Origin of the sequence: Selenomonas sp. oral taxon 138 str. F0429 (assembly GCF_000318175.2) — a bacterium.
Classification (GTDB): Bacteria; Bacillota; Negativicutes; order Selenomonadales; family Selenomonadaceae; genus Centipeda; species Centipeda timonae.
This window is the reverse complement of record NZ_KB290952.1, coordinates 220,072-246,228: the sequence shown is the minus strand read 5'-3', so window position 1 is coordinate 246,228 and position 26,157 is coordinate 220,072. Positions and strand designations below refer to the sequence as shown.

The following is a 26,157-nucleotide window of genomic DNA, read 5'->3' as shown; positions in this document are numbered from 1 at the left end:
TCAGATTGAATTACGGCTCTGGCGGAAACGGTACGTGCCAATGCCGAGTGGGCGTGGCGAAATCTCCGTGAGCCGCTCGAAATCCTCTGTCCGATAGCCGTCACTGCCCGCCGCGAGGCGGTCGAGTGCAGCGCGGTAGATGCGGACGATCTCTGCGGTCACGTCCGCCGTATAGTCCTGCGCCTCGATGCGATAGGAGCCGAGTCCGTTGAACTTCTCCAAGTAGGGATAGAGACACAGATCTTTTGCAAAGTAGAGGTGGTTGCGCCCGTACTGGTCGATGCGGATGGAGTGCACGCCGCCCGCCCCGTCACGAAACGCGTAGAGGCGATCCAACAGCTCGGGTGCAGCGAGCTCGCTGTAGTTCGGCAGCGACATCGCGGGGAAATTGTAGTCGCAGATCATTGACTCGTATGCACCGTGGATGACTGCCTCAACGGGCAGCACAGCGTTCTCGACAATCTGACGCAGCTGCTGAAACGAAAGCTCGTAGGAGGCGGTCGCCATCGTGAGCCCGTTCTCCTTGAGAAAGGTGATTGCGAGGTGGTTAAAGATGTTGAACGAATGATCCGCCTGCACAGGCAGCTTCGTGAGCGTGCGTGCGAGCTTCAGCGTGCCGAGGTTGCCGACCATGATGCCGTCAACGCCGATGTCGTTCAGTGCGGCAAAGAACTGTTCGAGTTCGCCGCACTCACGGCGCATGGTCGTGCGCGGTGTGTTCACGACGACGCGTGCGCGTCCTGCTGCATAGCGGACGAGATCCTCGTAGTCCGTGAGCTTCCACGGGCGGTTGGGGCGGAATGTCTCGCCGCCGACGTAGACGGTATCGGCACCCGCATCCACCGCCGCACGCGCAGCATCGACCGTGCCGACGCGAACGCTGAGATGGCGGCTCGGCGCATTTTCCTTTTCAATCGGGCGTTCGGCGCGCAGCACCTCGTCGGCAAAGCCCGCCTCTTCGACCGCTTGGCTGAAGAAGCGCGGTTCGCGCTCGCCCGTCATGCCGATGTCGACAGCCGTCGGCTGTCCGAATGCAAACGTCGTCGTGTAGTCGCGTACACGGTTGTCGTAGAGTGTACGCCAGCCCTCCTCATCCGTTGTGTAGCCGTTCGGGTCTGCAATGTAGGCATCAATCGCCTTGCGGTAGGTAGAGACGAGCCGCGCGATGAACTCGGGCGAACGCATCCGCCCCTCAATTTTGAACGAATAGACCCCCGCCTGAATGAGTGCGGGGATGGAGCGGTACATGCACATATCCTTCAGGGCGAGCTTGTAGGGTCCGGGGCTGTCCGCATCGAGCACCGCGCCCGTCTCCTCGTTGATGAGGGCGAACGGCCAGCGGCAGATCTTCATGCAGCGTCCGCGGTTGCCGCTCTGTCCGAAGAGCACGCCCGAGTGGATGCACTGTCCGCTTTCGGAGATGCACATATCGCCGTGCATGAAGTACTCGACCTCTATGCCCGTGCGCGTGCGGAAAAGTGCGAGTTCGGAGAGCGTCATCTCGCGCCCGACGACGATGCGCGTGATGCCATACTCCTTGAGTTTTTCGATGGCGTGCTCGTTGTGCGTGTTCATCATGACGGAGGTGTGCAGGGGGACGGTGATGCCCATCTCGTGTACGAGTTCGAGTACGGCGAAGTCCTGGACGAGGATTGCATCGGGGCGGATCTCGTTGAGGTAGGCGAGGTATTCGCGCAGAGCGGGCAGCTCCTCGTTGCTGATGAGGTTGTTGAGCGTGACGTAGAGCTCAACATTGTGCGCGTGCGCGTAGTCGACGGCTGCCTTCAGGCGCTCGTCATCGAAATTGAAGTCGCCCTCGTGCAGACGCATATTGAAATGTTTGCCGCCGAGATAGACGGCATCCGCACCCGCTGCAATGCCTGCGGTCATGGCATCCCATGTGCCCGCCGGGGCAAGCAGTTCGACGGATTTTCGGTGTAACAGCATTGTGTAAAAAACTCCTTCTGGCTTGAGAACTTGTTGCTCCGATCAACGAAGCGTTCCCCGATATTGCTTATGATTATAGCAGGAAAAGCCACTTCTTTCAAACGATGTCAAAATAGCAAAAAAGAATGAATATAAATAGAAGTTTTTTCCTTGCTCTCCTTGTAAAAGAAATGCTTTTCGGGTATATTATACATAGATTTTATTATACATGCTAGAGGGCATAAATTTTATATAATATACACTGAAATTGGCATAATTTTTTTACCCATCAAATTATTGTTTCTGATTATTTGTTTTTCCTATGTATTTATTTTATTTTCTAATAAGGAGGCCTGTGTATGGGAGAGTATGGAAGTCTTGGGATTTTTCTGATGGTGGCACTGTTTTTCCCCGTCATGGCGCTTGGCCCTGCATTTCTGTTGCAGCCAAAGCAGCCGTCACCGCAGAAATACATTCCCTACGAGTGCGGTGTCGATCCGATCGGTTCGCCGTATGTGCAGTATCGTGCGGGGTATTTCCTCTACGCGCTGCTGTTCATCGTCTTTGACATCGAGACGGTGTTCCTCTATCCGTGGGCGGTGGAGTTCCAGATGCTCGGCTTGTTTGCGCTCATCGAGATGTTTGTCTTTGTTGGTATTCTCGCGCTCGGGCTTGCCTACGCATGGCGAAAGGGGGATCTCTCATGGAGATAGCGGATCGCGTACCCGAAAGCCTGCGTCACAATGTCTTCGTGGTGAAACTTGACGAGCTCCTGCGCTGGGCACACGCGAGCTCGATCTGGCCGCTGTCCTCGGGGCTTGCCTGCTGTGCCATCGAGATGATGAGCACGGCGACGGCGCGCTTCGATCTCGCGCGGTTCGGCTACGAGGTCTTCCGTCCGTGTCCGCGTCAGGCGGATCTCCTGATCGTCGCAGGGACGCTGACGTGGAAGATGGCAGATCCGATTGTGCGCCTCTACGAGGAGATGCCCGAGCCAAAATATGTGATCGCAATGGGGGCGTGTACAATTGCGGGCGGCCCCTTTGCGGATTCGTATGCCGTTGTGCCGGGCGTGGATGAGATTCTTCCCGTGGATGTCTATATCCCCGGCTGTCCGCCGCGCCCTGAGGCACTGATCGACGGGATGCTCAAGCTGCGCGAGAAGATTCTCCATCCCGAACGGGTTGCAGCCGAGCGTGCCTATTGGGCGGAGCAGGCAGCGGCAAAGGCGGTGAACGCATGAGAAATGATTATTTATCTGCGGAGGCACTTGCCGGCATCAAGCTCGCATTTTCAAACGCAGCATATGATGCAGAGGCAGCGCGTGCCGCAGTCTATATCGGCACGGATGAACTCGTCGCATTCCTGACGTTTCTGCGTGACGATACGGCACTGCAGCTGACGCGTATGGAGAATGTGACGGCGGTGGACTGGAAGGATCGTTTCGAGATGGTCTACCATCTCTTTTCACCCGTGCATATGCACTGGCTGACGGTGAAGGTGACGCTGCCGCACGATGCGCCTGTTGTTCCATCGGCAACGGCAGTGTTCCCCGGCGTGGAGTTCGAGGAGCGCGAGGTCTATGATCTCATGGGAATCACGTTCACGGGGCATCCCGATCTCAGGCGCGTCTTTCACCATGAGAACTTCGTTGGACATCCGCTGCGCAAGGACTTTGTCCCGCCACCGCCCCCCAATATCCCGCGCATTCGGAAGGAGGGAATGTGATGCCGAGAACCGAGACCTACACGCTTAACATGGGGCCGCAGCATCCCTCGACGCACGGTGTGCTGCAGGTGCAGCTCGAACTCGACGGTGAGCGCATCGTCAAGGCGACACCGATCATGGGCTATCTCCATCGCGGCATCGAAAAGCTGCTCGAGGACAGGACGTATCCGCAGGGGCTGCCCTATACGGACCGCCTGGACTATATCTCCTCCATGAACAATAACTTTGGCTATGCGCTTGCCGTGGAGGAGCTTGCAGGAATCGAGACCACGCTGCGTGCGGAGTACATTCGCGTCATCATGGCGGAGCTGAACCGCATCAACAGCCATTTGATCTTTATCGGGACACTTGCAAACGATCTGGGCGCGTCGACGGGGATGCTCTACTGCTTCCGCGATCGCGAGAAGATCCTCGACATCTTCAATCTCGTCTGCGGTGCACGCCAGACCTTCCACTACATCCGCATTGGTGGGGTAAAGGAGGATCTCACACCCGAGGCGGAGGTGCTGATCCGCGCGTTTCTCGATGAGGTGCCGATCTTCCTTGAGGAGTACAACAAGCTCCTGACGGGCAACGAGATCTTTATCCGCCGCATTGTGGGGACATCGCCGCTGACAACGGAACAGGCTCTGTCCTACAATATGACGGGACCGAACCTGCGGGCGACGGGGCTTGCCTTTGACCTGCGCAAGGTGGATGGCTACAGCGTCTACGATGATTTTGACTTTGACATCCCCGTGGGCAAGAACGGCGACAACTGGGATCGTTACATGGTGAAGCTGAATGAGATCGCCGAGAGCGCGAAGATCATCCGCCAGGCGATTGATGGTCTGCCCGAGGGCGACTTTATGGGGAAAAAAGTACCGAAGGTCATCAAGCCGCCGAAGGGCGAGGTGTTCAGCCGTACGGAGGGCACGCGCGGCGAGCTTGGCTTCTACATTGTCAGCGACGGTACGACGAAGCCGTACCGCATCCACATCCGCCGCCCCTCGTTCGTCAATATGCAGGGGCTGGATGCGATGTGCCGCGGTATGTTCATCGGTGACTCGGTCGCCGCATATTCATCCATCGACCCGATCATGGGCGAAGTGGACTGCTGAGAAAGGAGGCAAATGATGGAACTTTCTTTCTTGGGAGCGATTGCGCTCATGCTGCGCGCAGCTGTTTACAGTGTTGTGCCGATTCCGTTTGTGGTTGATCTTGTCATGACCTTTGTCGGCATCGCGCTCCTGCTCGGCATTATCTCAATGGCGGCGATCGTCTTTACCTATGCGGAGCGCAAGATCTGTGCGTTCATCCAGGTGCGGATCGGTCCGAACCGCGTCGGGGGACGCTTTGGCCTTCTCCAGCCCGTTGCGGATATGCTGAAACTGATGAGCAAGGAGGACATCATGCCCGCCGGCGCGGACAAGGTGGTCTGGGCACTCTCGCCCGCACTGCTCTTTGTGCCTGCGGCACTCGCCTATGCGTTCTTCCCGTTCGATGCGGGCGCGGTGCTCGCCGATGTGAACGTGGGCGTGTTCCTCCTGTTCGCCGTCTCGGGACAGGCGGTTCTGCCGTTTCTGATGGGTGGCTATGCGTCAAACAATAAATACTCGTTCATCGGCGGCATGCGCATCGTCGGGCAGATACTCAGCTATGAGGCACCGCTGCTCTTTTCGCTGCTCGGTGTCGTCATGATTACAGGCTCTCTGCGCATGGACGACATCGTGCAGATGCAGGCGCAGACCAGCTGGTTCATCTTCATGCAGCCGCTTGCCTTTATCATCTTTCTGATTGCAGCGGTCGCAGAGACGAACCGTACGCCGTTCGACCTCGTGGAGGGCGAGTCCGAGATCATTGCGGGCCCCTTTACGGAGTACTCGGGTATGCGCTGGGCACTGTTCTTCCTTGCGGAGTACGCGAACCTCTTGACGGCGGCGATTCTCGCGACAACGTTCTTCCTCGGCGGCTACAGCGGCCCCGAGTTCCTGCCGGGCTTCGTCTGGTTCGGACTGAAGGCGGTACTCATAGTGTTTCTCATCATGTGGTTCCGCTGGACGTTCCCACGTACGCGCGTCGATCAGATCCTCACCTTCGGATGGAAGGTGCTCGTGCCGCTCTCGATTCTCAACGTCTTTTTGACGGGCGTTGGGATGTATCTTCTCGGCATCGTCTAAGGAGGTGCTCACATGTTTGGTAAAGGATTGCTCACGGGTATGAGCGTCACATGGAAGCACCTCTGGGGCAAGAAGGAGACCTTCTGCTATCCCGAGGAAAAGCTTCCGATGACGGATAATTTCCGCGGGGGGAACCTCGCGATGGACTGGCGCATCTGCATCGGCTGTTCGATGTGTGCGAATGCGTGCCCGAACAAGGCCCTCGATCTTACCATTGTACAGGATGCAAAGAAAAAGCGTCATATGAAGTCCTATGTGCACAAGTCGGGACGCTGCCTCTACTGCAATCTCTGCGTGGAGGTCTGCCCCGTCAAGACCCTCGTCTGGGACAAAGACTATGCGATTTCGACGTGGAGTAAGGAGACGATGACCCACGATGCGATGACGGACAAGGACCGCGCGGATCTCGAAGAATTCCTTGCACAGGTCGAGGTGGAGGCGGCGGAGGAAAAGGCGAAGAAGGAAGCCGCCGCCAAGGCAAAGGCGGAGGCAGCCGCGAAGGCAAAAGCCGAGGCAGAGAAGGCTGCGGCGGAGAATCCGGAGGCGGCAAAGCCGGCAGCGGAAAAAACCGCTGTGCCCGCTGATGCGGCAGAAAAAATGGCGGCGGCGAAGGCGGCTGCAGGCAAGGCAGCCGCAGCAAAATCTCAGGCGGCGGAGAAATCGGCTGAGACCAAGGCTGAGCCGTCCGTCGAAACGAAGGACGCCGAGCAGAAAGGAGGGACGGCATGAGCATCATCTTCTATTTTCTTGCGGCGGTGACGATCATCGGTGCGCTCGGTGTCGTCCTATCCCCGAATGTTGTGCACAGCGCACTGTTTCTCGTCCTCTCCTTTATCGGTGTGGCGGCGATCTACTTCTATATCGGCGCGGAGTTCCTCGGCGCGGTGCAGCTGATGGTTTACAGCGGCGCGGTCGCTGTCCTCATCGTCATGGCAATCATGCTGACGCGGCGCGACTCGATGGCACAGTCAAACCCCTCGCAGAAGCTTTTTCGCCGCGTGGTGACGGGACTGCTTGCGGGCGGATTCTTCTTCCTCATCGGTCTCGGCATTGTGCTCTCGCCCCTGCCGGGTGGGGAACTCGGCGCATCTACGGGCGCGCAGGAGATTGCGCGGCTGATGCTCGGCACCTATGTGCTGCCGTTTGAGATCGTGGCGGTGCTGCTGCTCGTCGCGATGGTCGGGGCACTTGTCCTAGCGAGGGGAGGGGATACGGCATGATCGGACTTCCTGATCTTCTCTTTGTTGCCGCCGTGCTTTTCTGCATCGGGCTCTACGGTCTGCTCACACGGCGCGGCATCATCCCAATCCTCATGTGTGTTGAGCTGATGCTGAATGCGGTGAATATCAACCTCATCGCATTCGACCGCTTCTATGCACACAACATGGAGGGACAGCTCATGGCTCTCTTCTCGATTGCGGTCGCCGCATCCGAGATCGCCGTCGGGCTTGCCCTCGCGTTCCGTCTGTACCAGATCCGCTTCACGACGAATGTCGATGAACTGGATACTCTTAGAGATTAGGGGAGGGGAGCGATATGTTTACATTTGCACTTACGCATGCCTATCTGATCCCACTCTTCCCCGCGCTGGCATTTCTCATCATCGGACCGTTCACGCGGCAGGAAAAGAATCTCTCTGCAGCGATTGCGATCACAATGATGTCGCTTGCGTTCGCGTTCTCCGTCTTTGTCGCGCTTGCCACCGTGAACTATCAGATCACGATGAACGATCCGTATGTGATGAAGACGCTCTGGGCGCAGATCGGCGATGTGAAGCTGACGATGGGCGTGCTCATCGATCCGCTCGCGGCGATGATGCTCGTCATTGTGACGCTGGTTTCGCTGCTGGTCTATATCTACTCCGTGAGCTATATGGAGCACGACGAGGGGATGGGGCGCTTCTTTGCGTTCATCTCGCTGTTCTCGGCATCGATGCTCGGGCTTGTCGTCTCGGTTAACTTTCTCCAGCTCTACGTGTTTTGGGAGGGGGTCGGCCTCTGTTCCTACCTGCTGATCGGGTTCTACTACCACAAGGTGTCGGCGCGTGAGGCGGCAAAAAAAGCGTTCATCACAACGCGCATCGGTGACTTTGGGATGCTTGTCGGCATTCTGCTCGTGCAGATGGTGTTCGGGACGATGGATTTCATCGAGCTGCGTATGCTTGTACCGCCGTATGTCCTTGCTGCGGGCACGGGCTTCCTGACTGTCATCGGCCTGCTGCTCTTTATGGGACCGATCGGTAAATCCGGTCAGTTCCCACTCCATGTCTGGCTGCTCGACGCGATGGAAGGGCCTACGCCCACATCGGCGCTCATTCATGCGGCGACCATGGTCGCTGCGGGTGTCTATCTCGTCGCGCGCGCCTTCTTTATCTTCAGCGAATCCCCATTCGTCATGGATTTTATTGCGGGGCTCGGCGCATTCACTGCACTCTTTGCCGCGATCATCGCCGTGACACAGCGCAAGTTCAAGTCGGTGCTCGCCTACTCGACGATCAGTCAGCTCGGCTATATGATGCTTGCGGTCGGTGTCGGCGCGTTTTCCGCCTCCATGTTCCATCTCATGACGCACGCCTTCTTCAAGGCGATGCTCTTCCTCTGTGCGGGTGCTGTCATGCACGCACTGCACGATGAGACGGACATCACGAAGATGGGCGGCCTCTGGCGGAAGATGCCGCTGACGTTCGCAGCAATGCTCGTCGGCGTGCTCGCCATTTCGGGGATTCCGCCGTTCTCGGGCTTCTTCTCAAAGGATGAGATCCTCGCGGCGGTCATGCACGCGAGCACACCGCTCTACGTGATGGCGACATTTACCTCGTTCCTTACGGCGTTCTACATGGCGCGTCTCCTTATTGTGGCATTCCTCGGTGAGAGCCGCAGTTCGCACGAGGCGCACGAGGTCGACGCATTCATGCGCTGGCCGATGATTATGCTCATCCTGCTCACCCTTGTAAGCGGTGCGTGGGGGTATTTCGGCGGGTTCTCTGTCTGGATCAACGAAGGCGTTCCACACCATGAGGCGATTGACTGGACGGTTGCGGGAACGAGTACCGTGCTTGCGCTCATCGCCTTTGCCGCCGCCTATCAGATCTACGGACGGCACAGTCTGCGGTCGGCGATGCAGGCTCGGAGCTTCGGCTTCCTGTACCGTGTTGTTTACCACAAGTTCTACATCGACGAACTTTACGGATACTTCCGTGAGCGTCTCGTCTACGGCACGGCACTGATCCTGAAATGGGTCGATGAAAAGATCTTCGACAACATTATGATCGGCTTGGGGGCGTATGCACTCGCTACGAGCGACCTCCTCACAGAGTCCGCGAACGGTCAGGCGCAGCGGTACGTTGTCGTGTTCTATACAGGCGTTCTGATTCTTCTGTGTTATGCCCTCTACTGGGCGGTTCAGATCATCGCCTACTGGGGAGGTGCTTTCCGATGATGACATTTCCGATTCTCTCGGTCATCCTCCTGACCCCACTCGTGGCGGCACTCATCATTGCGCTGCTGCCGGGACGGCTGCACGATACGATCCGTCAGCTCTCGGCATTTGCGATGATGGTCGCAACCATCCTCACACTCTTTGTCTATGCGGACTATGATATGGCGCGCGGTGGGATGCAGTACACGGAGTATATCCCGTGGATCACAGATCTCGGCGTCGCCTACTCTCTGGGCGTTGACGGAATCTCGCTGCCCATGCTGCTCCTCTCAAGCGTTGTGGGGCTCGCCGCAATCTACAGCTCGTGGAATATAGAGAAGCGTGTGAAGGAGTATTTCGTGCTCCTGCTCATCGTGATTGCGGGCGTTTCGGGGGCATTCCTCGTGCGTGACCTCTTCTTCTTCCTCGTGCTCTGCGAGATGGTCGTTATTCCGGCGTACCTGATGGTGCTCATCTGGGGCTCGTCGGAGCGCGTGAGCAAAGAGCATGCGGCGATGAAGATGACGATCTTTCTCCTTGTGGGCTCGGCGTTCATGCTGCTCGGCGTGCTCCTCCTGTATGTGAGCGCGTACGAGTCGGGGATGCGCACGTTCGATTTCGAGTCGCTTGCCGCTGCCGCTCTCATGGGCAATATCTCGTGGGAGGTGCAGGTCACGGCGTTCTTCCTCCTGCTCGTCGGGTTCGGGTCGCATCTGTCGATGTTCCCGTTCCACATCTGGTCGCCCGACGGCTATGCGGGCGCACCGACGGCGATCTCGATGATTAACGCAGGGGTACTGAAAAAGATCGGAGGCTACGCGCTCATCCGCATCGGCTTCTTCATTCTGCCGCTCGGTGCGAAGTTCTGGGCTCCCCTGATCGCCGCGCTCGCGATGATCAACGTTATCTACGCATCCTACATTGCGCTCGCGCAGCGCGACATCAAGTACATGATCGCGTACTCCTCGGTTTCCCACATGGGCTATGTCCTGCTCGGCTTTGCGGCTCTGAACGTCGTGAGTGTGAGCGGCGCGGTTGCCTACATGGTGGCGCATGGCATCATGCTCGCGCTCTTCTTCTCACAGGTCGGCTACGTCTACGAGAAGACGGAGCTGCGCAGCGTCGGCGACCTCTGGGGTCTCGCACATCATATGCCGCACATCACGGTGGGCTTTATGCTTGCGGGGCTCTGCTCGCTCGGCCTGCCGGGGCTGATCGGCTTCATCCCGGAGTTCACGATCTTCGTCGGCATCATCGAGGTCTATCCCGTGATTGCCGTGATTGCCGTTTCGGGTATCATCTTCACGGCATTCTACGTCCTGCGTATGCTTGCACGCGTGCTCTTCGGACCGCGTGTGGAGCGGTTTGCGAAATTTCCAGATGAGCGCAAGATTGATGTCGTGCCGCTCGTCGTGCTCGGTGTGTTCCTCGTCGGCTTCGGCGTGTTCCCTGGACTGCTCATGAATGTTGTGGATACGGGCGTTGCCCCGCTTGCGCCACTCTTTGAGCTGATTCAGGATGCACCGACAATCATAGGAGGTGGGCACTGATGCTGCAAGCGATGAATTTTGCTGCGATCTCCGTTGAGATCGGGATCGCCGCGCTGATGGCGGTGGTGCTCATCACCGATCTCGTCCTCAAAAAGGACGCGCCGCGCTGTCCCGTAGTCTGGCTGACCGTGGCAGGGCTTCTCGGTGTGCTCGCACTCTCTGTGGGTATGTATCCGCCCGACGGCGGAGCGACGGCGTTCTATGCGGGGCTTTACATCGTCGATGGCTACTCCGTATTCTTCAAGATTCTCTTCATCATCGGGATTCTCTCGACCGTGATCTTTGCGGCGGACTATGTGGAGCAGACACTCAGGCACAAGGGGGAGTTCTATTTGCTCCTTCTCTCGGCGCTGCTCGGCATGTGCGTCCTTGCCTCGGCGAACGATCTCATGACGGCGTTCGTCGGGCTTGAGCTGATGACGGTTTCGTTCTACGGGCTCGTTGCAATTCGTACGGATTCGCCACTCTCGGCGGAGGCGGGCATCAAGTATCTCGTCTTTGGCTCCGGTTCGACGGCGGTGCTGCTCTACGGCATGAGCCTCGTCTACGGAATGACGGGGACGATGGTATTCCAGAACATTGCGCAGGGGCTTGGGCTCGTGTTCTCGCTTGGGCTGATCGGCGTGGTATTTATCCTTGCCGGTTTCTTCTTCAAGCTCTCGATCATCCCGTTTCATCTCTGGGCACCGGATGTATATGAAGGCGCACCCGCACCCGTGACGGCACTTCTTGCCATGTGCTCGAAGGCGGCGGGCATTGCAGTCCTGCTGCGTGTGCTCTTTGTGGCATTTCCGTTCCTCTCGGCGTACTGGGCGCATCTGCTCGCAATTCTTGCGGCAGTCTCGATGGTCGGCGGAAACCTCATGGCATTCCGCCAGACGAATATCAAGCGCATGCTTGCATACTCGTCGATTGCACAGGCGGGTTACATGATGACGGCGATGGTCGCGACGAATGCGGCGGGCATCAAGGCAGTCCTCTTCTATGCGATGGTTTACGTCTTCGCCAATGTCGGCGCGTTTGTCACGGTGTCCTACCTTGAGACGAAACGCGGCGGCGCGGACTTTACGAGTGTGCGCGGACTTGCAAAGGACTCCCTGCTCCCGGCGGGCATCCTGATGGTCGCCCTGCTCACGATGGCGGGCATCCCCCCGACAGCGGGCTTCGTCGGGAAGATCTACATCTTCTCCGCCGCGATTGACGCGGGCTATCTCTGGCTCGCGGGTGTCGGCTTCGTCATGTCGATGATGTCCGTCTACTACTACCTGCTTGTCATCAAGGAGATGTTCCGCGATGTCGAGGAGGGGGAGAAGGTAGTCGAGGAGCATCTACGTCTGCCGCTTCCGGCAAGCGCAATGGGGATCATCGCCGTCGCCTTTTCTCTCATCATCGGCGTCTGGGCAGAGCCGCTCTCGATCTTCAGCAATGTTGCGGTCTATACGTTTATGAGGTAAACTCAATCATCCAATGCCCAATCAAAAAACGCTCGACGGAACGTCGGGCGTTTTTGTGTGCTGGGGAAAAGTTTCTATTTCATCTCGTCTAGGATGGAGTCATCGCCGCCCTTGAAGAGCATGTACCTAGCGAGATCTTCCTGGAATTTGCCGATGTCATCGGGAATCCACTTGCCCGTGTCCTTGTCCTTTTTGACCTCGACCTCGAAGGACTGCTGTCCCGCAACCTTGGCATTCTTCATGTCGTCGGAGAACAGCTTCAGGTACATATCACCGAACTTGTCAAGAGCTGACATATCGTTTGGATCCATCTTCTCGATCTCTTTTTCCATCTTTTGCATTGAACCCATCATGACGGAAGCGAATTCAATGTAATCGGTCGTGATCTTGACCTTAGCGGAATTATCGCTCTTGGATACGACCTCCGTCTTGATCTTCAGTTCTTTGAGTTTGTCACCCATGATCTTCTGGGCACTGTCCATTCCTTCCTGCGTTGCGCTGAGACTCTTCCCGAGCTCTTTGATGAAGACCTCACTGATGGGCTTGGCACCGTCGCCTGTCAGTTTGAAATCCTTCATCGCAGCGGTATCACCGTGACCGATTCCCTCCGCGAGTGCCTGGACATCAACATTCGGATCGTTCCCGCCGCAACCCATGAGAGTGACACTCGTAAAGAGTGCGAAACAGAGGGCGAGCAAGAGCTTGCTCATCGTTGACATATAGGTGTTCATCGTCGTTCCTCCTTTTCCTGAGAAAAAACCAAAACCAACCCAATATCCCTTTTGGAGGCTCTCCAGAAAGTTCCCCTATATTTTATCACAGGCAAAGAAAAAACGTACTGTCATAAATAACAGGTTTCACGAAAAATTTTGAAAAATTTCTATAAAAAAAGATCTGCCGCATCATTTATGCAGCAGATCCAAAAGAAAGTATAGAAATCTCGGGCAAAATAAAGGAATCGCTGATAAAATGAAGTCTGCCGGATTGGGCTGAAGTTATCAGCGGCTTCTATATATCCCAGTGCAGTCCCTCTGGATTCGGTGTTGCGCGGTCGATTTCACGCAGAATCCACGGGGCATTTTCATGTGTCGCGGCAAAGGCATCCGCAAGCCCCTGCTCATACGCAGGCGGGATCTCCATCGCGTGAATTGCCATGTGCATATAGTCCTTTGCGATGAGAACGACGCCGCGCTCGGCGGCGAGATGTGCCTTGAACCGATAGCCGTAGTAGAGATAGGAATTGTGCGGCACCGCCTCCGCAAGGCCGTCAAAGGCGGCAATGCGCTCATCTGCCTCCTCCTCCGCTTCCTCGGTCATGCGCAGCTTGTGCATGAGATTCCAGCGATCCGCCCAGAGCTCACCGCGCAGGATGTACTTGTAGAGGAAATCCGTGGATTCGGCACATTCGATCGCCAGGTTGATGTGCTCAAGCGCCGTCTCACGCAGTTCCTCTGTACGGGCTTCGAGGGCACTCAGCCCCTGCATAGCATAGACTTTTTCCTCTACATCCTGTGCAAGCTCCTCGTTCGGCTCTGCGTCGACGACGCTCAGAAAGAGCTCCAAGGCTTCGGCATGGTATTCTTCGGTCTGTGCGAGGAAGTGGGCAAGGCGTGCGCGTGCGTGCCAGTCCTCCACACCGCCAGCAAAGAGTTCGTGCGGCGGGGCTGCCGCACCGAGGCGATCCAAAACAATGTGGATGAGTTCGTGAAAGTGTTCCTGTGTCATAGTTCTATCACCTGTTTCATACGGTCTAAAAGGGGAAGGTCATGCGTGATGACGATGAGCGTACCGTCGCGTGCGTCGAGTTCCTCCAGAATAGCAGCGATCAATCGCTGCCCGCGTGCGGCATCCAGCCCTGCCGTCGGCTCGTCAAGCAAGAGAATCTCTGCCTCGGCGGCAAGGGCAAGCGCGGTGAGCAGACGGCTGCGCTGTCCGCCCGAGAGCCGTACAGCATTTGCACCCAGAGGTTCATCCAGTCCCGCAGGAAGTGCCCGTATCACGTCGGCAAGCTGTGCAGTCTCAAGTGCATGCCACATCCGCTTCTCATTCATATCCGCATGCAAACGCAGGAAGTTGTCGCGCGTCGATGTGCTGAAGAGATAACTTCCCTGCAGGGAGGCTCCAAAGAGGGCGCGTGATGTGTCTGCAGAAAGGGCGGTATGTGCTGCTCCTCTATATGAGATTGTACCACTGTCAGGCTCCCAGAGGCGCAGGAGGAGGCTTGCAAGCGTCGTCTTGCCTGCACCGCTCTCACCGATGATCGCTGTGTGCTCCCCGCGCCGAATCGTACATGAGAAATTCCGCAGGATCGGAATGTCGTCATGGTAGGAAAAGGTAAGATGCTCTGCCGCAATCAGCGGGGCATCTGCAATAAAGACGGGGGAGGGGAACGGCATTTTTTTTGCAGAGGAATTTTCCTGTGCGGAAAGAATCGTCTCAGCTGCCCGTGCAGCCTCCGCTGCGCCCAGACTTGCGGCGGGCAGGGGGCGGTACTCGCTGAGCACGGCTTCGAGGACAAGCACCCAGACAGCGTATTGTACACCCGTCAGCATTCTGTCTGCGACGCATGGCGTAAGCAGAACGATCAGTAGAATCCAGACCGCAACACGCAGAATATCAAGCAGGGTGAACAGCCGTTCACGCTTTGTGCGTTTGTCATCCTGCCTACGCTGAAAATCCTCTGCTGCACGGTCGAGTTGCCCCTGCGCCCGAGTGAGTGTACCTGCCGCCGCGAGTTCAGTGCATCCGTCGAGGCGGTCGAGCAGAACCTCACGATAGGCGGTGCCCTCCGTGCGCAGATCTGCCTCGTGCAGGAGATGGGGGAGGGCGAGATGCAGAAAATAGAGAAATGCGATGAGCAGTGCGCCCCACAAGCTGAGCGGCAGGAGCGCTGTGCAGGTCACAGCGGTGAGCAGCCCCGCAATCAGTGGTTGTGGAACGGTGCGCAGGTAGAAGTCGCGTAGGGTCTCGCAGCCCGTGAGGAGATCGTGCAGAAATTCTCCCTCGCGGACATTGCCTTCCCGCAGGGGAATCACTGCAGCGGAGCGCCGATAGGTCGCCTGCTGCAAGTCCTCGTAACAGGCGAATGCAAGACGATGGGAGAGCAGACGGTCGAGATAGCGAAAGACCGCGCGACCGATGCCGCATGCACGTACCATTGTAATTGCAAGCGCAAGTGCGGACAGCGGCGGCTGCAGCGCCGCGCTCGCGATGATCCACGCAGCTGTACCGATGAGCGCAATACCTGAGGCTGCAGCGAGCACCCCCGCAAGGAGTGCGGGCAGTGCCTTCGATGGCGCTGCAATGGAGAGCAGACGAAAGAGTGCGGCTGTCATAGCTCCCCACCTCCCAATGTAATAACGTGCTCCGCCCATGCAATCAGTGCGGGGCGATGTGATGTCAGAATCAACGTGCGATGATGCGCGAAGCGCGTGAGTGCGTCAATGACAAGGGCTTCGGTATCCCCGTCAAGTCCTGCCGTAATCTCATCAAGTAATACAATCGGCCGGTTCTGGAAAAAGGCACGCGCAAGCCCGAGACGGTGACGCTCCCCTGCAGAGAGCGGATGTCCACCCGCTCCGAGCGGTGTCCGAAGCCCCTCGGGCAGTGCGTGCAGAAAGTCGCCGAGGGCAGCAGCCTCAAGTGCCGCAGTGACGGTTTCGTCCGTGGCATCTTCCAGCCAGAGACTGACGTTCTCCGCGAGGGAGGCCTTAAAGATATGCGGCTCCTGCGGGACATATGTGATGAGATGCGTGCGCGTTTTCTCGGAGAGCTGCGCAAGGTCGAATGAATTTCCCTCACCTGCGCCGTCCGAAAGCACGATTTTGCCCTCTGATGGTGCAATCTGACCCGCAAGCAGGAGGAGCAGCGTCGACTTGCCAATGCCGCTTGCTCCTGCGAGCACTGTAGACTTTCCTGCGGGAAAGGAGAGCTGTAAGTCCGTGAGCACTTCTTCCTCGGTCAGCGGATAGCGGTAGCTGAGTTTTTCCGTATGTACGGCGGGCGGCGAGAGAATCTGACTCCGTGCGCCGTCCGTGGGGGAGGGGAGGTCAACATAGGGCAGGAGTGCCGTCTCTGCCGTCTTGGCATCCATCGCCGCATGGAATGCGATGCCGCCCTCACGCAGCGGCTGATAGAACAGCGGTGCAAGGATGAGCACGAAGAACGCCGTCTGGAATGTCATCATGCCATCGAGCAGACGCAGACCGATGGAGACGGCAATGAGCGCAATCGAGAGTGTGGTAATCAGCTCCAGTGCGAATGCGGAGACAAAGGCGAGCCGCAGGACGGAGAGCGATGCCTCGGCGAAGCTGTGGCTCATGTGCGCGAGATGTGCGCCCTCAGCGTCGATGCGGCGAAAGATCTTGAGCGTCATCGCCGCGCGTACGAGTTCGCCGAAGCCGTTTGTGAGCGACTGCATCTTGTCCCACTGACGTTCGCTCGCACGGCGCGTTGCCTTTCCGATGAGGAAGAGCAGGAACGGCGCAATCGGCAGTGTCACGAGAAAGAGCAGCGCCGAGAGTGGGTCTGCAAACGCCGTGACAATGAGGATCAGAGGGATGAGCACTGCGCCTGCAATCATCGTTGGCAGCACCGTGTGGAAGAACGGATCGAGTGCATCGACGCGCTCCAGCGTGAGCGTCAGCGCACCGGAGGAGCTGCGTCCATGCAGGAGCATTGCCTCGTGGAGGGCTGTGCGTGCGGAGAGGCGCACGCGATGGGAGAGCTGTGCCTCGATACGACTCTTGGGGAGGCGCAGAAGTGCCATAGAGAGGACGCACAAAAACAGCATCAGAAGATCTGATGCTGCTTCGGTAAGTCCGCTGTGCTCCATGAACACGGTGTTCACAATGACGGCAGCCTCCCATGCCGCCGCGACGACGAGCCCCCCGTGGAGGAGTTCAATCGCCGCGCGCATGAGGACGCTGTGCCGTTGTGTGCGAATTGCAGAGAGTAGAATGGACTTCTTTTTTTTCATTGTGTATTAGTATGCCTGATGACTGTCGTCATTTGGTGAGATACGCTTGCGGAAGATGTAGTACGTCCAGATCTGATAACAGAGGACGACGGGCACGAGGATCGCCGCCGCAATCGTCATAATGGACAGCGTGTACTCGGTCGAGGATGCGTTGTAGATCGTGAGACTCCATCCGGAGTTGAGGCTCGAGACCATGAGACGCGGGAAGAGTCCGGCGAAGAAGCCGATCGTCGTGCCGACGATGGCAAGGCCGCCAAGTACGAATGCAGGAAGCTGCGTTCCCTTATACATTGCACCGAGCCCCGCAACGAATGCCGCTGCCGAGAAAACGAGTGCACCTGCTGCGAGTGGGCTCGCATAGAGATCCGTCTCAACATAGGTGAGGATCATGCAGAGCACGTAGAGGAGTGCTGCGAGGACGCCGAATTTCAGACCGAGCACGCGCGCACGGTCGAGGAGGTAGGTGCTCGTGAGGCGCAGGCGCAGGAACGCCGCACCATGAAAGGCAAAGACCGCGACAAAGGTCGCACCGCCAACCACCGTGTAGGGGGTCACGAGGTCAAAGAAATTTCCCTGATAGACCATATTCTGACCGATGGGCAGACCTGCGATGAGGTTCGTAACGGCAACGCCCCAGAGGAATGCCGGGACGATGCTGCCGAACGCAATCGCATACGACCAGCGGCGCTGCCATGCGTCGTCCGAACGCTGATGGCGGAACTCGAATGCGACACCGCGCAGGATGAGCGCGACGAGCATGAGGAAGAGCGCGAGATAGAACGTGCTGAACATCGTGGCATAGACATGCGGGAATGCCGCGAAGGTCGCGCCGCCCGCCGTAATCATCCAGACCTCATTGCCGTCCCAGACGGGACCGATCGAACGGATGACCTGCGAACGGTCACTCTCTTTGTCCGAGAGAAGCGTGAGCAGCGTACCGACACCGTAGTCGAATCCCTCAAGGAAGAAGAAACCCGTGAAGAGGACGACGATGAGCACGAACCAGAGAATATTGTAGTCCATTCTTACTTCCCTCCTTCGATGGCAGGTGTGATCTGCGTGCGGCGGATGAAGCGGAAGGCGAGATAGAGCGCCGTGATCAGGAGCAGCAGGTAGAGCACCGTGAACCCGATCATCGAAATCATGATCTCAGCAGAGGTGAGATTCGGCGAGACACCGTCCACCGTCTTTTGCAGCCCAACGACGAGCCACGGCTGACGCCCCATTTCCGCGACAATCCAGCCGCAGGAGTTTGCGATAAAGGGAACGATGACGAGCCACGGGAGCGCGAAGAGTAACTTCTTCGCCGAGAACAGCTTGTCCTTTTTCGCGAGGTAGAACACCACGAGCGAGACGAGCACCATGAAGAAGCCGGCGCCGACCATCGCACGGAACGCGTAGAAAAGCATGGTGACATGCGGACGATAGTCGCCAGGACCAAATTTTTCGACGGCTTCCTTCTGAAGGTCGTTGATGCCGCGCACCTCACCCTGGATGCCGTCATGTACCATGATCGTGAACATATAGGGGATCGTGATCTCGAAGTCGTTGTGCCCCTTCTCCATGTTTGGATAGGCGAGTACAGCGAACGGCGCAGGATCCTCTGTCTCCCAGAGTGCCTCCATCGCGGCGAGCTTCATCGGGCTTGCCTGCGCGAGATACTGCGTGTGCAGATGTCCGCTTGCGATGACGCCGACGACGCCGACAATGGTGTAAATCGCGCCCGCCTTGATCGCCTGTGTAAAGGCATAGCGTGATTCCGTATCGTGGAGCAGCTTCCAAGCCGAGACCGCCATGACGACAAAGCCCGCCGTCGTGATGCCGGCAAAGAGCGTATGTGACTGCTCGCCGAGGATGTAGTGATTCGTCACGAGTTCAAAGAAGCTCGCCATTTCCGCGCGCCCGTTGGCAATGGTGTAGCCGACGGGGTGCTGCATGAAGGAGTTCGCGACGAGAATCCAGAACGCGGACAGATTACTGCCGAGAGCAACGAGCCAAATACAGGCACAGTGTGCCTTTTCCGGCAGCTTATCCCAGCCGAACATCCAGATGCCGAGGAACGTCGACTCGAGGAAGAACGCCGTGAGTGCCTCAAGTGCGAGCGGTGCGCCGAAGATATCGCCCATGAAGCGCGAGTACTCCGACCAGTTCATGCCGAACTGGAACTCCTGCACCAGACCGGTGACAACACCCATCGCAAAGTTGATGAGAAAGAGCGTGCCAAAGAAATGCAGCAACTTTCGACAGGTCTTCTTCCACTCCGGCTTCTTCGTCCGCACATAGCACGTCTCAAGCATGGCGACAAAGATCGCCATGCCGAGGGTGACGGGGACGAAGAGAAAGTGATAGATGGTGGTGATTGCAAACTGCCATCGTGACAGTAGCACTTCTTCCATTTCCAAACCCCTCCTAAAATAAAATACCTATGATGATAATAACACCGACTTTTGTGCGCTCTCTGCGACAAAAGACTCTGATTCGATGAATTATATCATAGGTTAAAATGAAATACAAGTTAGATGGATATATTCACTTATTTAAGAATGAATATTTATTAACCTCATTCCCGAAGTGCGTTCACAATGAGCAGAATGAGGAGCAAAACAAGAGCACCGCCGACGATGGGATAGGGGAGCACGGTGGCATCGAAGAAGGTGAGTACGCCCGCTGCGGCAGGTGTAAAGAGGAAGAGAAAGAGGAGGCTCAGCCAGCGATTCTGTTTTGCGCGTGCGCGTGCGGCATTGCATGTGTCCCAGAGCGTGACAAGACTCGGTAGCCCCTCCTTGTCCAGTACAATGTCCGGCATGAAGCTTGTGGATCGTCCCTGGTTGCGCAGTGCCTGTGCCTCAAAGTAGGCAGCATCCTCAGGAGGCATAAGCGGCTCCATTTCGCTTGGCTTCTCATCGTTCTGTCCGCGCATGAGTTCCTCATGCAGCGGATCGCGCGGCGTGTCTTCCTCTTCGGGGGTGGGCTGTTTCTCGAGCGAGGAGGGGCAGCCGATGCTGATGTCTGCTGCACGCAGGGCTGGCTGATCTGCCATAGGGTCACCGACCATCGCAACGACTGCACCGCGCGATTGGAGCAGACGGATCTCGCGTGCCTTGTCCGTGCCCGCGAGGTCGGCGCGCACCTCGCTGATACGGAGCTCTTTGCCCGTTGCATTTGCGAGGCGCTTTGTCTCACCCGTGAGGAGGATGAGGGAGAGTCCGCGCTCCTTCAGGGCGATCAGTGCGCGCCGCGCCTCTGCTCGTACATCGTCGCGGACGGCGATGATGCCGCGCGCGTATTTGCTTGAGCTGACGAAGAGTGGCGTCTGTCCGCTCGTTGCAAGCTGATCGGCACGCGTGAGGAGCGCAGCGCTGATCTCGATGTTCTCCTCCTGCAGCCACTCCTTCTTGCCAACGCGCACAGGCGTGCGTGCAATCAGCGCCTCGACACCGAAACTCTCCGTCTCGCGCGCGGCAGAGTGACGCTGCAGGTGCAGACCGCGCTGGACAGCGGTGTCGTAGAGTGCATGCGCATAGGGGTGTGTTGCCTCGCGTTCGGCACTCGCGGCGAGTGCGAGCAGAGAGCCCTGTGTCATGCCCTCGGGCACGAGCGCAGAGATGAATACGCTGCCTTCCGTGAGCGTGCCGTTGCGGTTGAATGCGATTGTGTCCACATGAAGCAACTCCGTGAGTGCGCTCATGCGGCTGCATGTAACACCCGAGTCATGCAGCCGCCGCTTGATGCGCAGAGCAATCAGCCAGCGCGAGACAATGAAGGGCAGAGGCGATGCGGCGAGAAAGATTCCGAGAAAGAGTTCGGATGCCGTCTCGATGGAAATATCGCCCGCAATATACCAGTACCCTGCGATACCTGCCGCAAGTACGACGCTTGCGATAAAATGAAAGAATGAAGAAAACATTTTTTTCAAGGACGTTCAACTCCTGTCCTGTTACTTTTACACGGGCATTATACCACAGGCGCGGGGATGTGACAAATCTCTTATCTACGTCCATCTGAGAGACTGTTTTATCAGCGATTCCCAAGATTTTCTTGTGTGCACATCGTTTCTATGCTATAATTCAGTTATTGTGATGATATAAATTACATTTTGGAGATACGACATGGAGCTATTGCACGCAGTTTTTTCCATCTTTTCAGAACGCAGTGCGTTCTTTGTACAGCTCTTGGTTGAGCATCTGTGGATATCGGGGGCAGCAATCGGCATCGCTGTCGTGCTTGGCGGTGCGGCGGGCGTCCTCATTCATCGTTATGAGCGCGCGGCGGCACCGACGCTCGGGACGGTGAACTTTCTCTATACGATCCCGTCGATTTCGATGCTCGGTTTTTTGATTCCGTTTTTCGGCATCGGCAACCGCTCGGCGATCATTGCACTCACGATCTATGCACTCCTGCCGATGGTGCGCGCGACGCATACGGGGCTTGCGCAGATACAGCCCTCGCTTGTGGAGGCGGCAATCGGCATGGGCGGCTCGGCGTTTCATGTGCTGACGCGCGTTCAGATTCCGCTTGCGATGCCCGTCATCATGTCCGGGATTCGCAATATGGCGACGATGACGATTGCACTTGCCGGCATTGCGTCCTTTATCGGTGCGGGCGGTCTCGGTGTCGCAATCTATCGCGGCATCACGACGAACAACCCCGCGCTCACGATTGCGGGGAGCCTCCTGATCGCCGTGCTTGCGCTCGTGGTGGACGGCGCACTGGGGCAGGTCGAGGCGTGGCTGAAACGCCCCGCACGCATCACAGGAAACGTACGCGCTGCCTATGCGGGGGCAGCTGCCGTACTGCTCATTGCCGTGAGCACCGTGACCTACGGCTTCTTTGGCAAGGCGGATGTTGTCCATATTGCGACCAAGCCGATGACGGAGCAGCTGATTATGGGCGAGATGCTGAAACTCCTGATTGAGCACGATACGGGGCTCGAGGCACGTATCACAGCGGGCGTCGGCGGCGGTACGTCGAACATCCACCCCGGGATGGAGAGCGGCGCGTTCGACATTTACCCGGAGTATACGGGAACGGGCTGGAACATGGTGCTCAAGGAGGAGTCAAAATACAGCGAGGAACTGTTTCCGCAGCTGTCCGAGGAATATGAGCGGCGTTTTGCGATGCGTTGGGTCGGGATGTACGGCTTCAACGATACGTTCGGCGTTGCCGTGCGGCGTGAGATTGCGGAACAGTACGATCTGCACACGTATTCTGACCTGCGCCGTGTCGCCCCTCAACTCGTCTTTGGTGCGGAGTACGATTTTTTTGAGCGCGCGGATGGGTATCCTGCGCTCTGCAAGGTGTACGGGCTGGATTTTGCCCGCACGGTCGACCTCGACATTGGGCTGAAATATCAGGCACTCGCGAACAAGCAAATTGATGTGATGGTTGTGTTCACGACAGACGGACAGCTTGCGGCGGCGGATGCGCGTGTGCTCACGGATGATCGGAATTTTTTCCCGTCCTATCGCTGCGGAAACGTTGTGCGTGCGGAGGTGTTGGAGCGGCATCCGGAGCTTGTGCCTGTATTGGAGAAGCTGACGGACAGTATCACGGACGAGGAGATGGCGGCAATGAACCATGCCGTCGAGAGCGAGGGGAAGGAACCGCACGCAGTCGCAGAGGAATTTCTGCGCGGAAAAGGAATTATTTGAGCGGAAATCCGAGGGGCATTGTACGAAGCTAAAAACTTCGTACAATGCCCCTTTTGTGCGCCAATTTCTTGTTTTATGCGTTCCTTGAAAATCCTCCTCTCTAGTGTTAGAATACAGAAGAGTAAAAATATTTCGCAGGAGGAAGCGTTATGAGTATAAACACAACAAAGGCGGAGCAGGACAAGGTGCTCCGTCTGATGGCCGAGAAGTACCCGACGAAGGAGATTGTCTACGAGAAAATCGTCTATCTGAAATCGCAGCTCATGCTGCCGAAGGGCACGGAGCACTTCATGAGCGATCTGCACGGCGCGTACGATTCGTTCTTTCACATCCTCAACAACTGCTCTGGTGTCATCAAGGAAAAGGTGGACTACTGCTTCGGCGAGCGTATGACGGAGGAGGAGAAGGCGGAGTTCTGCACGCTGATCTACTATCCGCGCGAGAAGGTGGAGCAGCTCACGGCGGAGGGCAAGGCGGACGCAATCTGGTATCAACAGAACATTGCGAATCTGCTCGAGCTGACCAAGCTCATGAGCTGGAAATTCCCTGCGAGCAAGATGCGCGGCTACATTCCCAAACGCTACGAATCCGTCATCGTGGAGCTGCTGAGCACGCGCCCCGAGCTGGATGAGGCGCAGCTCTACTACTATAAACAACTGATTGAGACCATCGTGGAGATCGGCGGCGGTACGGACTTCATCGATGCGTTCAGCGTGCTCGTCAAGCGGCTCGCGGTCGAGCGCATCCATATCGTCGGCGACTTCTTCGATCGCGGCGACCGTCCTGACGGCATCCTCGACCTCCTCATGCAGCATCCGTCCGTTGACATTCAGTGGGGGAACCACGACGTGCTCTGGATGGGTGCGGCACTCGGCAGTGAGGTCTGTATTGCGGCGGTCATCCGCAACTCGCTGCGCTACCGCAATACGGACGTGCTGGAACGTGGCTACGGCATCAGCCTGCGCCCGCTCTCGACGTTTGCCTCGCGCATCTATCCCGACGAGAACCCGATCAAGGCGGCAGAGCGTGCGATCTCGATGATGATGTTCAAGCTTGAGGGGGCGCTCATCAAGCGCAATCCGAACTTCCACATGGAGGATCGTCTGCTCCTCGATAAGATCAACTTCAGCCTATCCTGCGTCACATTGAACAATGGACGGCGTGTGGAACTCGATAGTGCCTACTTCCCGACGATTGACGACGGCGCGGACTGCTACGAACTGACGGAGGAGGAGCGGCACATCATCGACGATCTGCGCTCCTATTTCCTTGAGAGCAAGGCACTCCAACGCCATGTGGACTATCTCTACGAACGCGGCAGCATGTATATGTGCTACAACGGCAACCTTCTGTTCCCCGGCTGTGTCCCCATGAATGAGGACGGCAGCTTCCGCACCATTACCTACAAGGGCGAGGAATATACGGGACGCGCGTGGATGGACTTTTGTGAGGAAAAGGCGCGCGCGGCTTGGAACGAACACGCGCAGGAAGGCTTGGACTTTATGTACTTCCTCTGGTGCGGACTGCTCGCGCCGACCTCGGGACGCTCGTTCACAACGTTTGAACGCTCCTTTATCTCCGACGAGTCGACGTGGAAAGAGCCGTCTGACCCGTATTTCCGCCTCATCAAGGAGGAGGCGATCTGCGAGAAGATCCTTGCGGAGTTCGGGCTTGACCCCAAGCACGGGCACATCATCAACGGGCACGTTCCCGTCAAGGTGAAAAAGGGGGAGAGTCCGCTGCGTGCGAATGGTCGCGCGATCATCATCGACGGTGGTTTTGCGACGCCATATCACTCCAAGACGGGCATCTCGGGCTACACACTCATCTACAACTCACGTGGACTGCGTCTCCTCCAGCATCAGACGGTGGCGAATGTACGTGAGGCACTGCGCGAGAATCGCGACATCGAGTCCGTCTCGCAGACGGTCGAGCTGCAGGCGCGCAGCTGCCTCGTGCGCGACACCGATCGCGGCGCGGCGATCATGGATGAGATCGCTGATCTGCACGCCCTCCTGCGCGCGTATCAGACAGGGCATATCAAACCACAGTGAAAGAATAAGAAAGCCCGCACATCAGATGTGACCTGCCACCCAAAAGTTAGACTTAGAGGATCTAACTTTTGGGGGTCACTACAAATGCAATGTGCGGGCTTTCTTATTCTCTTATGGATTCTTCTTCAGCCACATACTCCACGGTACGACATAGTCGTTCTCGTGATTCTGCTGAACGTAGTCGTAGAACTTTGTGATCATCTCTGCCTTGTGATGGTAGTCTGCATCCTCCCATCCCGTCGGTGCATGCTGCATGGTCGGGTCGTAGGCGAGGTATGCTCCGCCGAGCAGGTACTGACGATAGAGGATGTCCTTCAGCGGGACGGAGGGATTTTTTATCATATCGTACATCGCCATAAAGCTGGTCGTGCGTCCCTTGCCTGCCTGACAGTGAAAGTGCATCCATGTGTCCGCGGGAATTTTTTTCACGAGATCGACAAATTTGTCGATGGTCTGCGGGTCTGCCCATTTGTGGTCGGTGACGGCGAGACGGACGTAGCGCACGCCCGCATCCTCGACCAGCTCGCGCTCCGTCATCGCCTCCATGACGTGAATGGTCTGCTGATTTTTGGGCTGCTTTTTCTTATCGAGGTGCGCGAGCACTACAACCTTTCCCCGTGCACTGTGAATGCGCATGTTCTCGTCACGCAGTGCCTCGTGCTTCGTCCTGCCGATATTGCCCCAGTCGTGCTTGCCGTACCAGCTGACGGCGTTTCCATTCATGAAGCCGTGCGACTCCTGCCGCAGATCGACGATACAGATCGAGCCCCTTGCGCGCGTGTGCAGCTCTTTCAGCAGCGCGTGAAAGGCAGGGACGGAGAACTCTGCGCTTCCCGAGAGCGGTAGGGCATCCAGTCCCTCACGAGAGGGAGTGTAGTTCGGGTCGACACCTAACTTCGCTGCGTCTGTCCGCGTTTGGAACGGCGATGCCGCCGTGCGGAAATTGTACGGCAGATGCTCCGCATTGCCCACCGCTGTATCAATGCGCCAGATATAGCCCCGGTAGTCTGCATTCGTATCGGCGGCAGAGGCGGTGTATGGGATGATACATAGCGTGTATAATAGTAGGGCAGAGAGTAAATGTTTGAATGTGTGCATGAGATCCCTCCGCTGTGTGAACCGACGATCCTTTCGGAATCGCTGATATAACCTTTGCTCGAATTGGCGTGGATTTTATCCATGCTTTCTATATTCATCGTTGGTTATAACACTCTTTGGATAAAGGTGCAAGAGAAATCTT

General features: G+C 57.2%; 22 protein-coding genes. 13 read left to right on the top strand and 9 right to left on the bottom strand.

Annotation, left to right across the window (positions count from 1 at the left end; genetic code table 11):
- Window positions 1-1,947, bottom strand: coding sequence for a peptidase U32 family protein (locus tag HMPREF9163_RS11145; RefSeq protein WP_009441909.1), 1,947 nt, complete (start codon window positions 1,945-1,947; stop codon window positions 1-3).
- 338 nt (window positions 1,948-2,285) lie between these two features.
- Here HMPREF9163_RS11145 and HMPREF9163_RS11140 point away from each other — a divergent pair, with 338 nt between their 5' ends.
- From HMPREF9163_RS11140 to HMPREF9163_RS11090, 11 genes are read left to right on the top strand one after another with little or no spacing between them, the layout of a single operon-like run.
- Entirely contained in the window at window positions 2,286-2,639 is a 354-nt protein-coding gene (locus tag HMPREF9163_RS11140) for an NADH-quinone oxidoreductase subunit A (RefSeq protein ID WP_009441908.1), read from the top strand.
- Window positions 2,630-3,169 (top strand): NADH-quinone oxidoreductase subunit B, encoded by a 540-nt coding sequence (locus HMPREF9163_RS11135; protein WP_009441907.1) that lies wholly within the window; start codon window positions 2,630-2,632, stop codon window positions 3,167-3,169. The genes HMPREF9163_RS11140 and HMPREF9163_RS11135 overlap by 10 nt, the downstream gene beginning before the upstream one ends.
- Window positions 3,166-3,654 (top strand): NADH-quinone oxidoreductase subunit C, encoded by a 489-nt coding sequence (locus HMPREF9163_RS11130; RefSeq protein WP_009441906.1) that lies wholly within the window; start codon window positions 3,166-3,168, stop codon window positions 3,652-3,654. Before HMPREF9163_RS11135 ends, HMPREF9163_RS11130 begins: the two co-directional genes overlap by 4 nt.
- On the top strand, window positions 3,654-4,754 hold the full coding sequence (locus tag HMPREF9163_RS11125; protein WP_009441905.1) for an NADH-quinone oxidoreductase subunit D: 1,101 nt from the start codon (window positions 3,654-3,656) through the stop codon (window positions 4,752-4,754). Before HMPREF9163_RS11130 ends, HMPREF9163_RS11125 begins: the two co-directional genes overlap by 1 nt.
- Before the next feature lie 12 nt (window positions 4,755-4,766).
- Entirely contained in the window at window positions 4,767-5,813 is a 1,047-nt protein-coding gene (nuoH, locus tag HMPREF9163_RS11120) for an NADH-quinone oxidoreductase subunit NuoH (RefSeq protein ID WP_009441904.1), read from the top strand.
- Between the two features lie 12 nt (window positions 5,814-5,825).
- Window positions 5,826-6,542, top strand: a complete 717-nt coding sequence (locus HMPREF9163_RS11115; protein WP_009441903.1) for a 4Fe-4S dicluster domain-containing protein — start codon at window positions 5,826-5,828, stop codon at window positions 6,540-6,542.
- Window positions 6,539-7,033: an NADH-quinone oxidoreductase subunit J gene (locus HMPREF9163_RS11110; protein ID WP_009441902.1), complete on the top strand. Its 495-nt coding sequence runs from the start codon at window positions 6,539-6,541 to the stop codon at window positions 7,031-7,033. The genes HMPREF9163_RS11115 and HMPREF9163_RS11110 overlap by 4 nt, the downstream gene beginning before the upstream one ends.
- Window positions 7,030-7,335, top strand: a complete 306-nt coding sequence (nuoK, locus tag HMPREF9163_RS11105) for an NADH-quinone oxidoreductase subunit NuoK (RefSeq protein WP_006305959.1) — start codon at window positions 7,030-7,032, stop codon at window positions 7,333-7,335. The genes HMPREF9163_RS11110 and nuoK overlap by 4 nt, the downstream gene beginning before the upstream one ends.
- A 14-nt stretch (window positions 7,336-7,349) precedes the next feature.
- On the top strand, window positions 7,350-9,251 hold the full coding sequence (gene nuoL, locus HMPREF9163_RS11100) for an NADH-quinone oxidoreductase subunit L (RefSeq protein ID WP_009441901.1): 1,902 nt from the start codon (window positions 7,350-7,352) through the stop codon (window positions 9,249-9,251).
- Window positions 9,248-10,780 carry a NuoM family protein gene (locus HMPREF9163_RS11095; RefSeq protein WP_009441900.1) on the top strand — a complete coding sequence of 511 codons (1,533 nt, stop codon included), beginning with the start codon at window positions 9,248-9,250 and terminating at the stop codon, window positions 10,778-10,780. Before nuoL ends, HMPREF9163_RS11095 begins: the two co-directional genes overlap by 4 nt.
- Window positions 10,780-12,234, top strand: coding sequence for an NADH-quinone oxidoreductase subunit N (locus HMPREF9163_RS11090; protein ID WP_009441899.1), 1,455 nt, complete (start codon window positions 10,780-10,782; stop codon window positions 12,232-12,234). Before HMPREF9163_RS11095 ends, HMPREF9163_RS11090 begins: the two co-directional genes overlap by 1 nt.
- Window positions 12,235-12,308: 74 nt before the next feature.
- On the opposite strand, the gene HMPREF9163_RS11085 is transcribed toward HMPREF9163_RS11090, so the two are convergent.
- From HMPREF9163_RS11085 to HMPREF9163_RS11055, 7 genes are all read right to left on the bottom strand, one after another.
- The gene (locus HMPREF9163_RS11085; protein WP_009441898.1) at window positions 12,309-12,965 is read right to left on the bottom strand and encodes a hypothetical protein; all 657 of its coding nucleotides are present in this window, start codon (window positions 12,963-12,965) and stop codon (window positions 12,309-12,311) included.
- A gap of 277 nt (window positions 12,966-13,242) precedes the next feature.
- Window positions 13,243-13,959, bottom strand: coding sequence for a hypothetical protein (locus tag HMPREF9163_RS11080; RefSeq protein ID WP_009441897.1), 717 nt, complete (start codon window positions 13,957-13,959; stop codon window positions 13,243-13,245).
- Window positions 13,956-15,569 carry an amino acid ABC transporter ATP-binding/permease protein gene (locus tag HMPREF9163_RS11075; RefSeq protein ID WP_009441896.1) on the bottom strand — a complete coding sequence of 538 codons (1,614 nt, stop codon included), beginning with the start codon at window positions 15,567-15,569 and terminating at the stop codon, window positions 13,956-13,958. The genes HMPREF9163_RS11080 and HMPREF9163_RS11075 overlap by 4 nt, the downstream gene beginning before the upstream one ends.
- Complete coding sequence (gene cydD, locus HMPREF9163_RS11070; protein ID WP_009441895.1) at window positions 15,566-17,212, bottom strand: thiol reductant ABC exporter subunit CydD; 1,647 nt, start codon at window positions 17,210-17,212, stop codon at window positions 15,566-15,568. The genes HMPREF9163_RS11075 and cydD overlap by 4 nt, the downstream gene beginning before the upstream one ends.
- 6 nt (window positions 17,213-17,218) lie before the next feature.
- On the bottom strand, window positions 17,219-18,235 hold the full coding sequence (gene cydB, locus HMPREF9163_RS11065) for a cytochrome d ubiquinol oxidase subunit II (RefSeq protein ID WP_009441894.1): 1,017 nt from the start codon (window positions 18,233-18,235) through the stop codon (window positions 17,219-17,221).
- Between the two features lie 2 nt (window positions 18,236-18,237).
- Window positions 18,238-19,608: a cytochrome ubiquinol oxidase subunit I gene (locus HMPREF9163_RS11060; protein ID WP_009441893.1), complete on the bottom strand. Its 1,371-nt coding sequence runs from the start codon at window positions 19,606-19,608 to the stop codon at window positions 18,238-18,240.
- Between the two features lie 164 nt (window positions 19,609-19,772).
- The gene (locus tag HMPREF9163_RS11055; RefSeq protein ID WP_037347091.1) at window positions 19,773-21,128 is read right to left on the bottom strand and encodes an HAD-IC family P-type ATPase; all 1,356 of its coding nucleotides are present in this window, start codon (window positions 21,126-21,128) and stop codon (window positions 19,773-19,775) included.
- A 193-nt stretch (window positions 21,129-21,321) separates the two neighbouring features.
- Here HMPREF9163_RS11055 and HMPREF9163_RS11050 point away from each other — a divergent pair, with 193 nt between their 5' ends.
- Together HMPREF9163_RS11050 and HMPREF9163_RS11045 are read left to right on the top strand one after the other, a co-directional pair.
- Window positions 21,322-22,863, top strand: a complete 1,542-nt coding sequence (locus HMPREF9163_RS11050; protein WP_009441891.1) for a glycine betaine ABC transporter substrate-binding protein — start codon at window positions 21,322-21,324, stop codon at window positions 22,861-22,863.
- Between the two features lie 149 nt (window positions 22,864-23,012).
- Window positions 23,013-24,917, top strand: coding sequence for a fructose-1,6-bisphosphatase (locus HMPREF9163_RS11045; RefSeq protein WP_009441890.1), 1,905 nt, complete (start codon window positions 23,013-23,015; stop codon window positions 24,915-24,917).
- Between the two features lie 111 nt (window positions 24,918-25,028).
- Here the strand turns inward: HMPREF9163_RS11045 and HMPREF9163_RS11040 are convergent, their stop codons facing one another.
- Entirely contained in the window at window positions 25,029-26,015 is a 987-nt protein-coding gene (locus HMPREF9163_RS11040) for a hypothetical protein (protein ID WP_009441889.1), read from the bottom strand.
- Window positions 26,016-26,157: the final 142 nt, after the last annotated feature.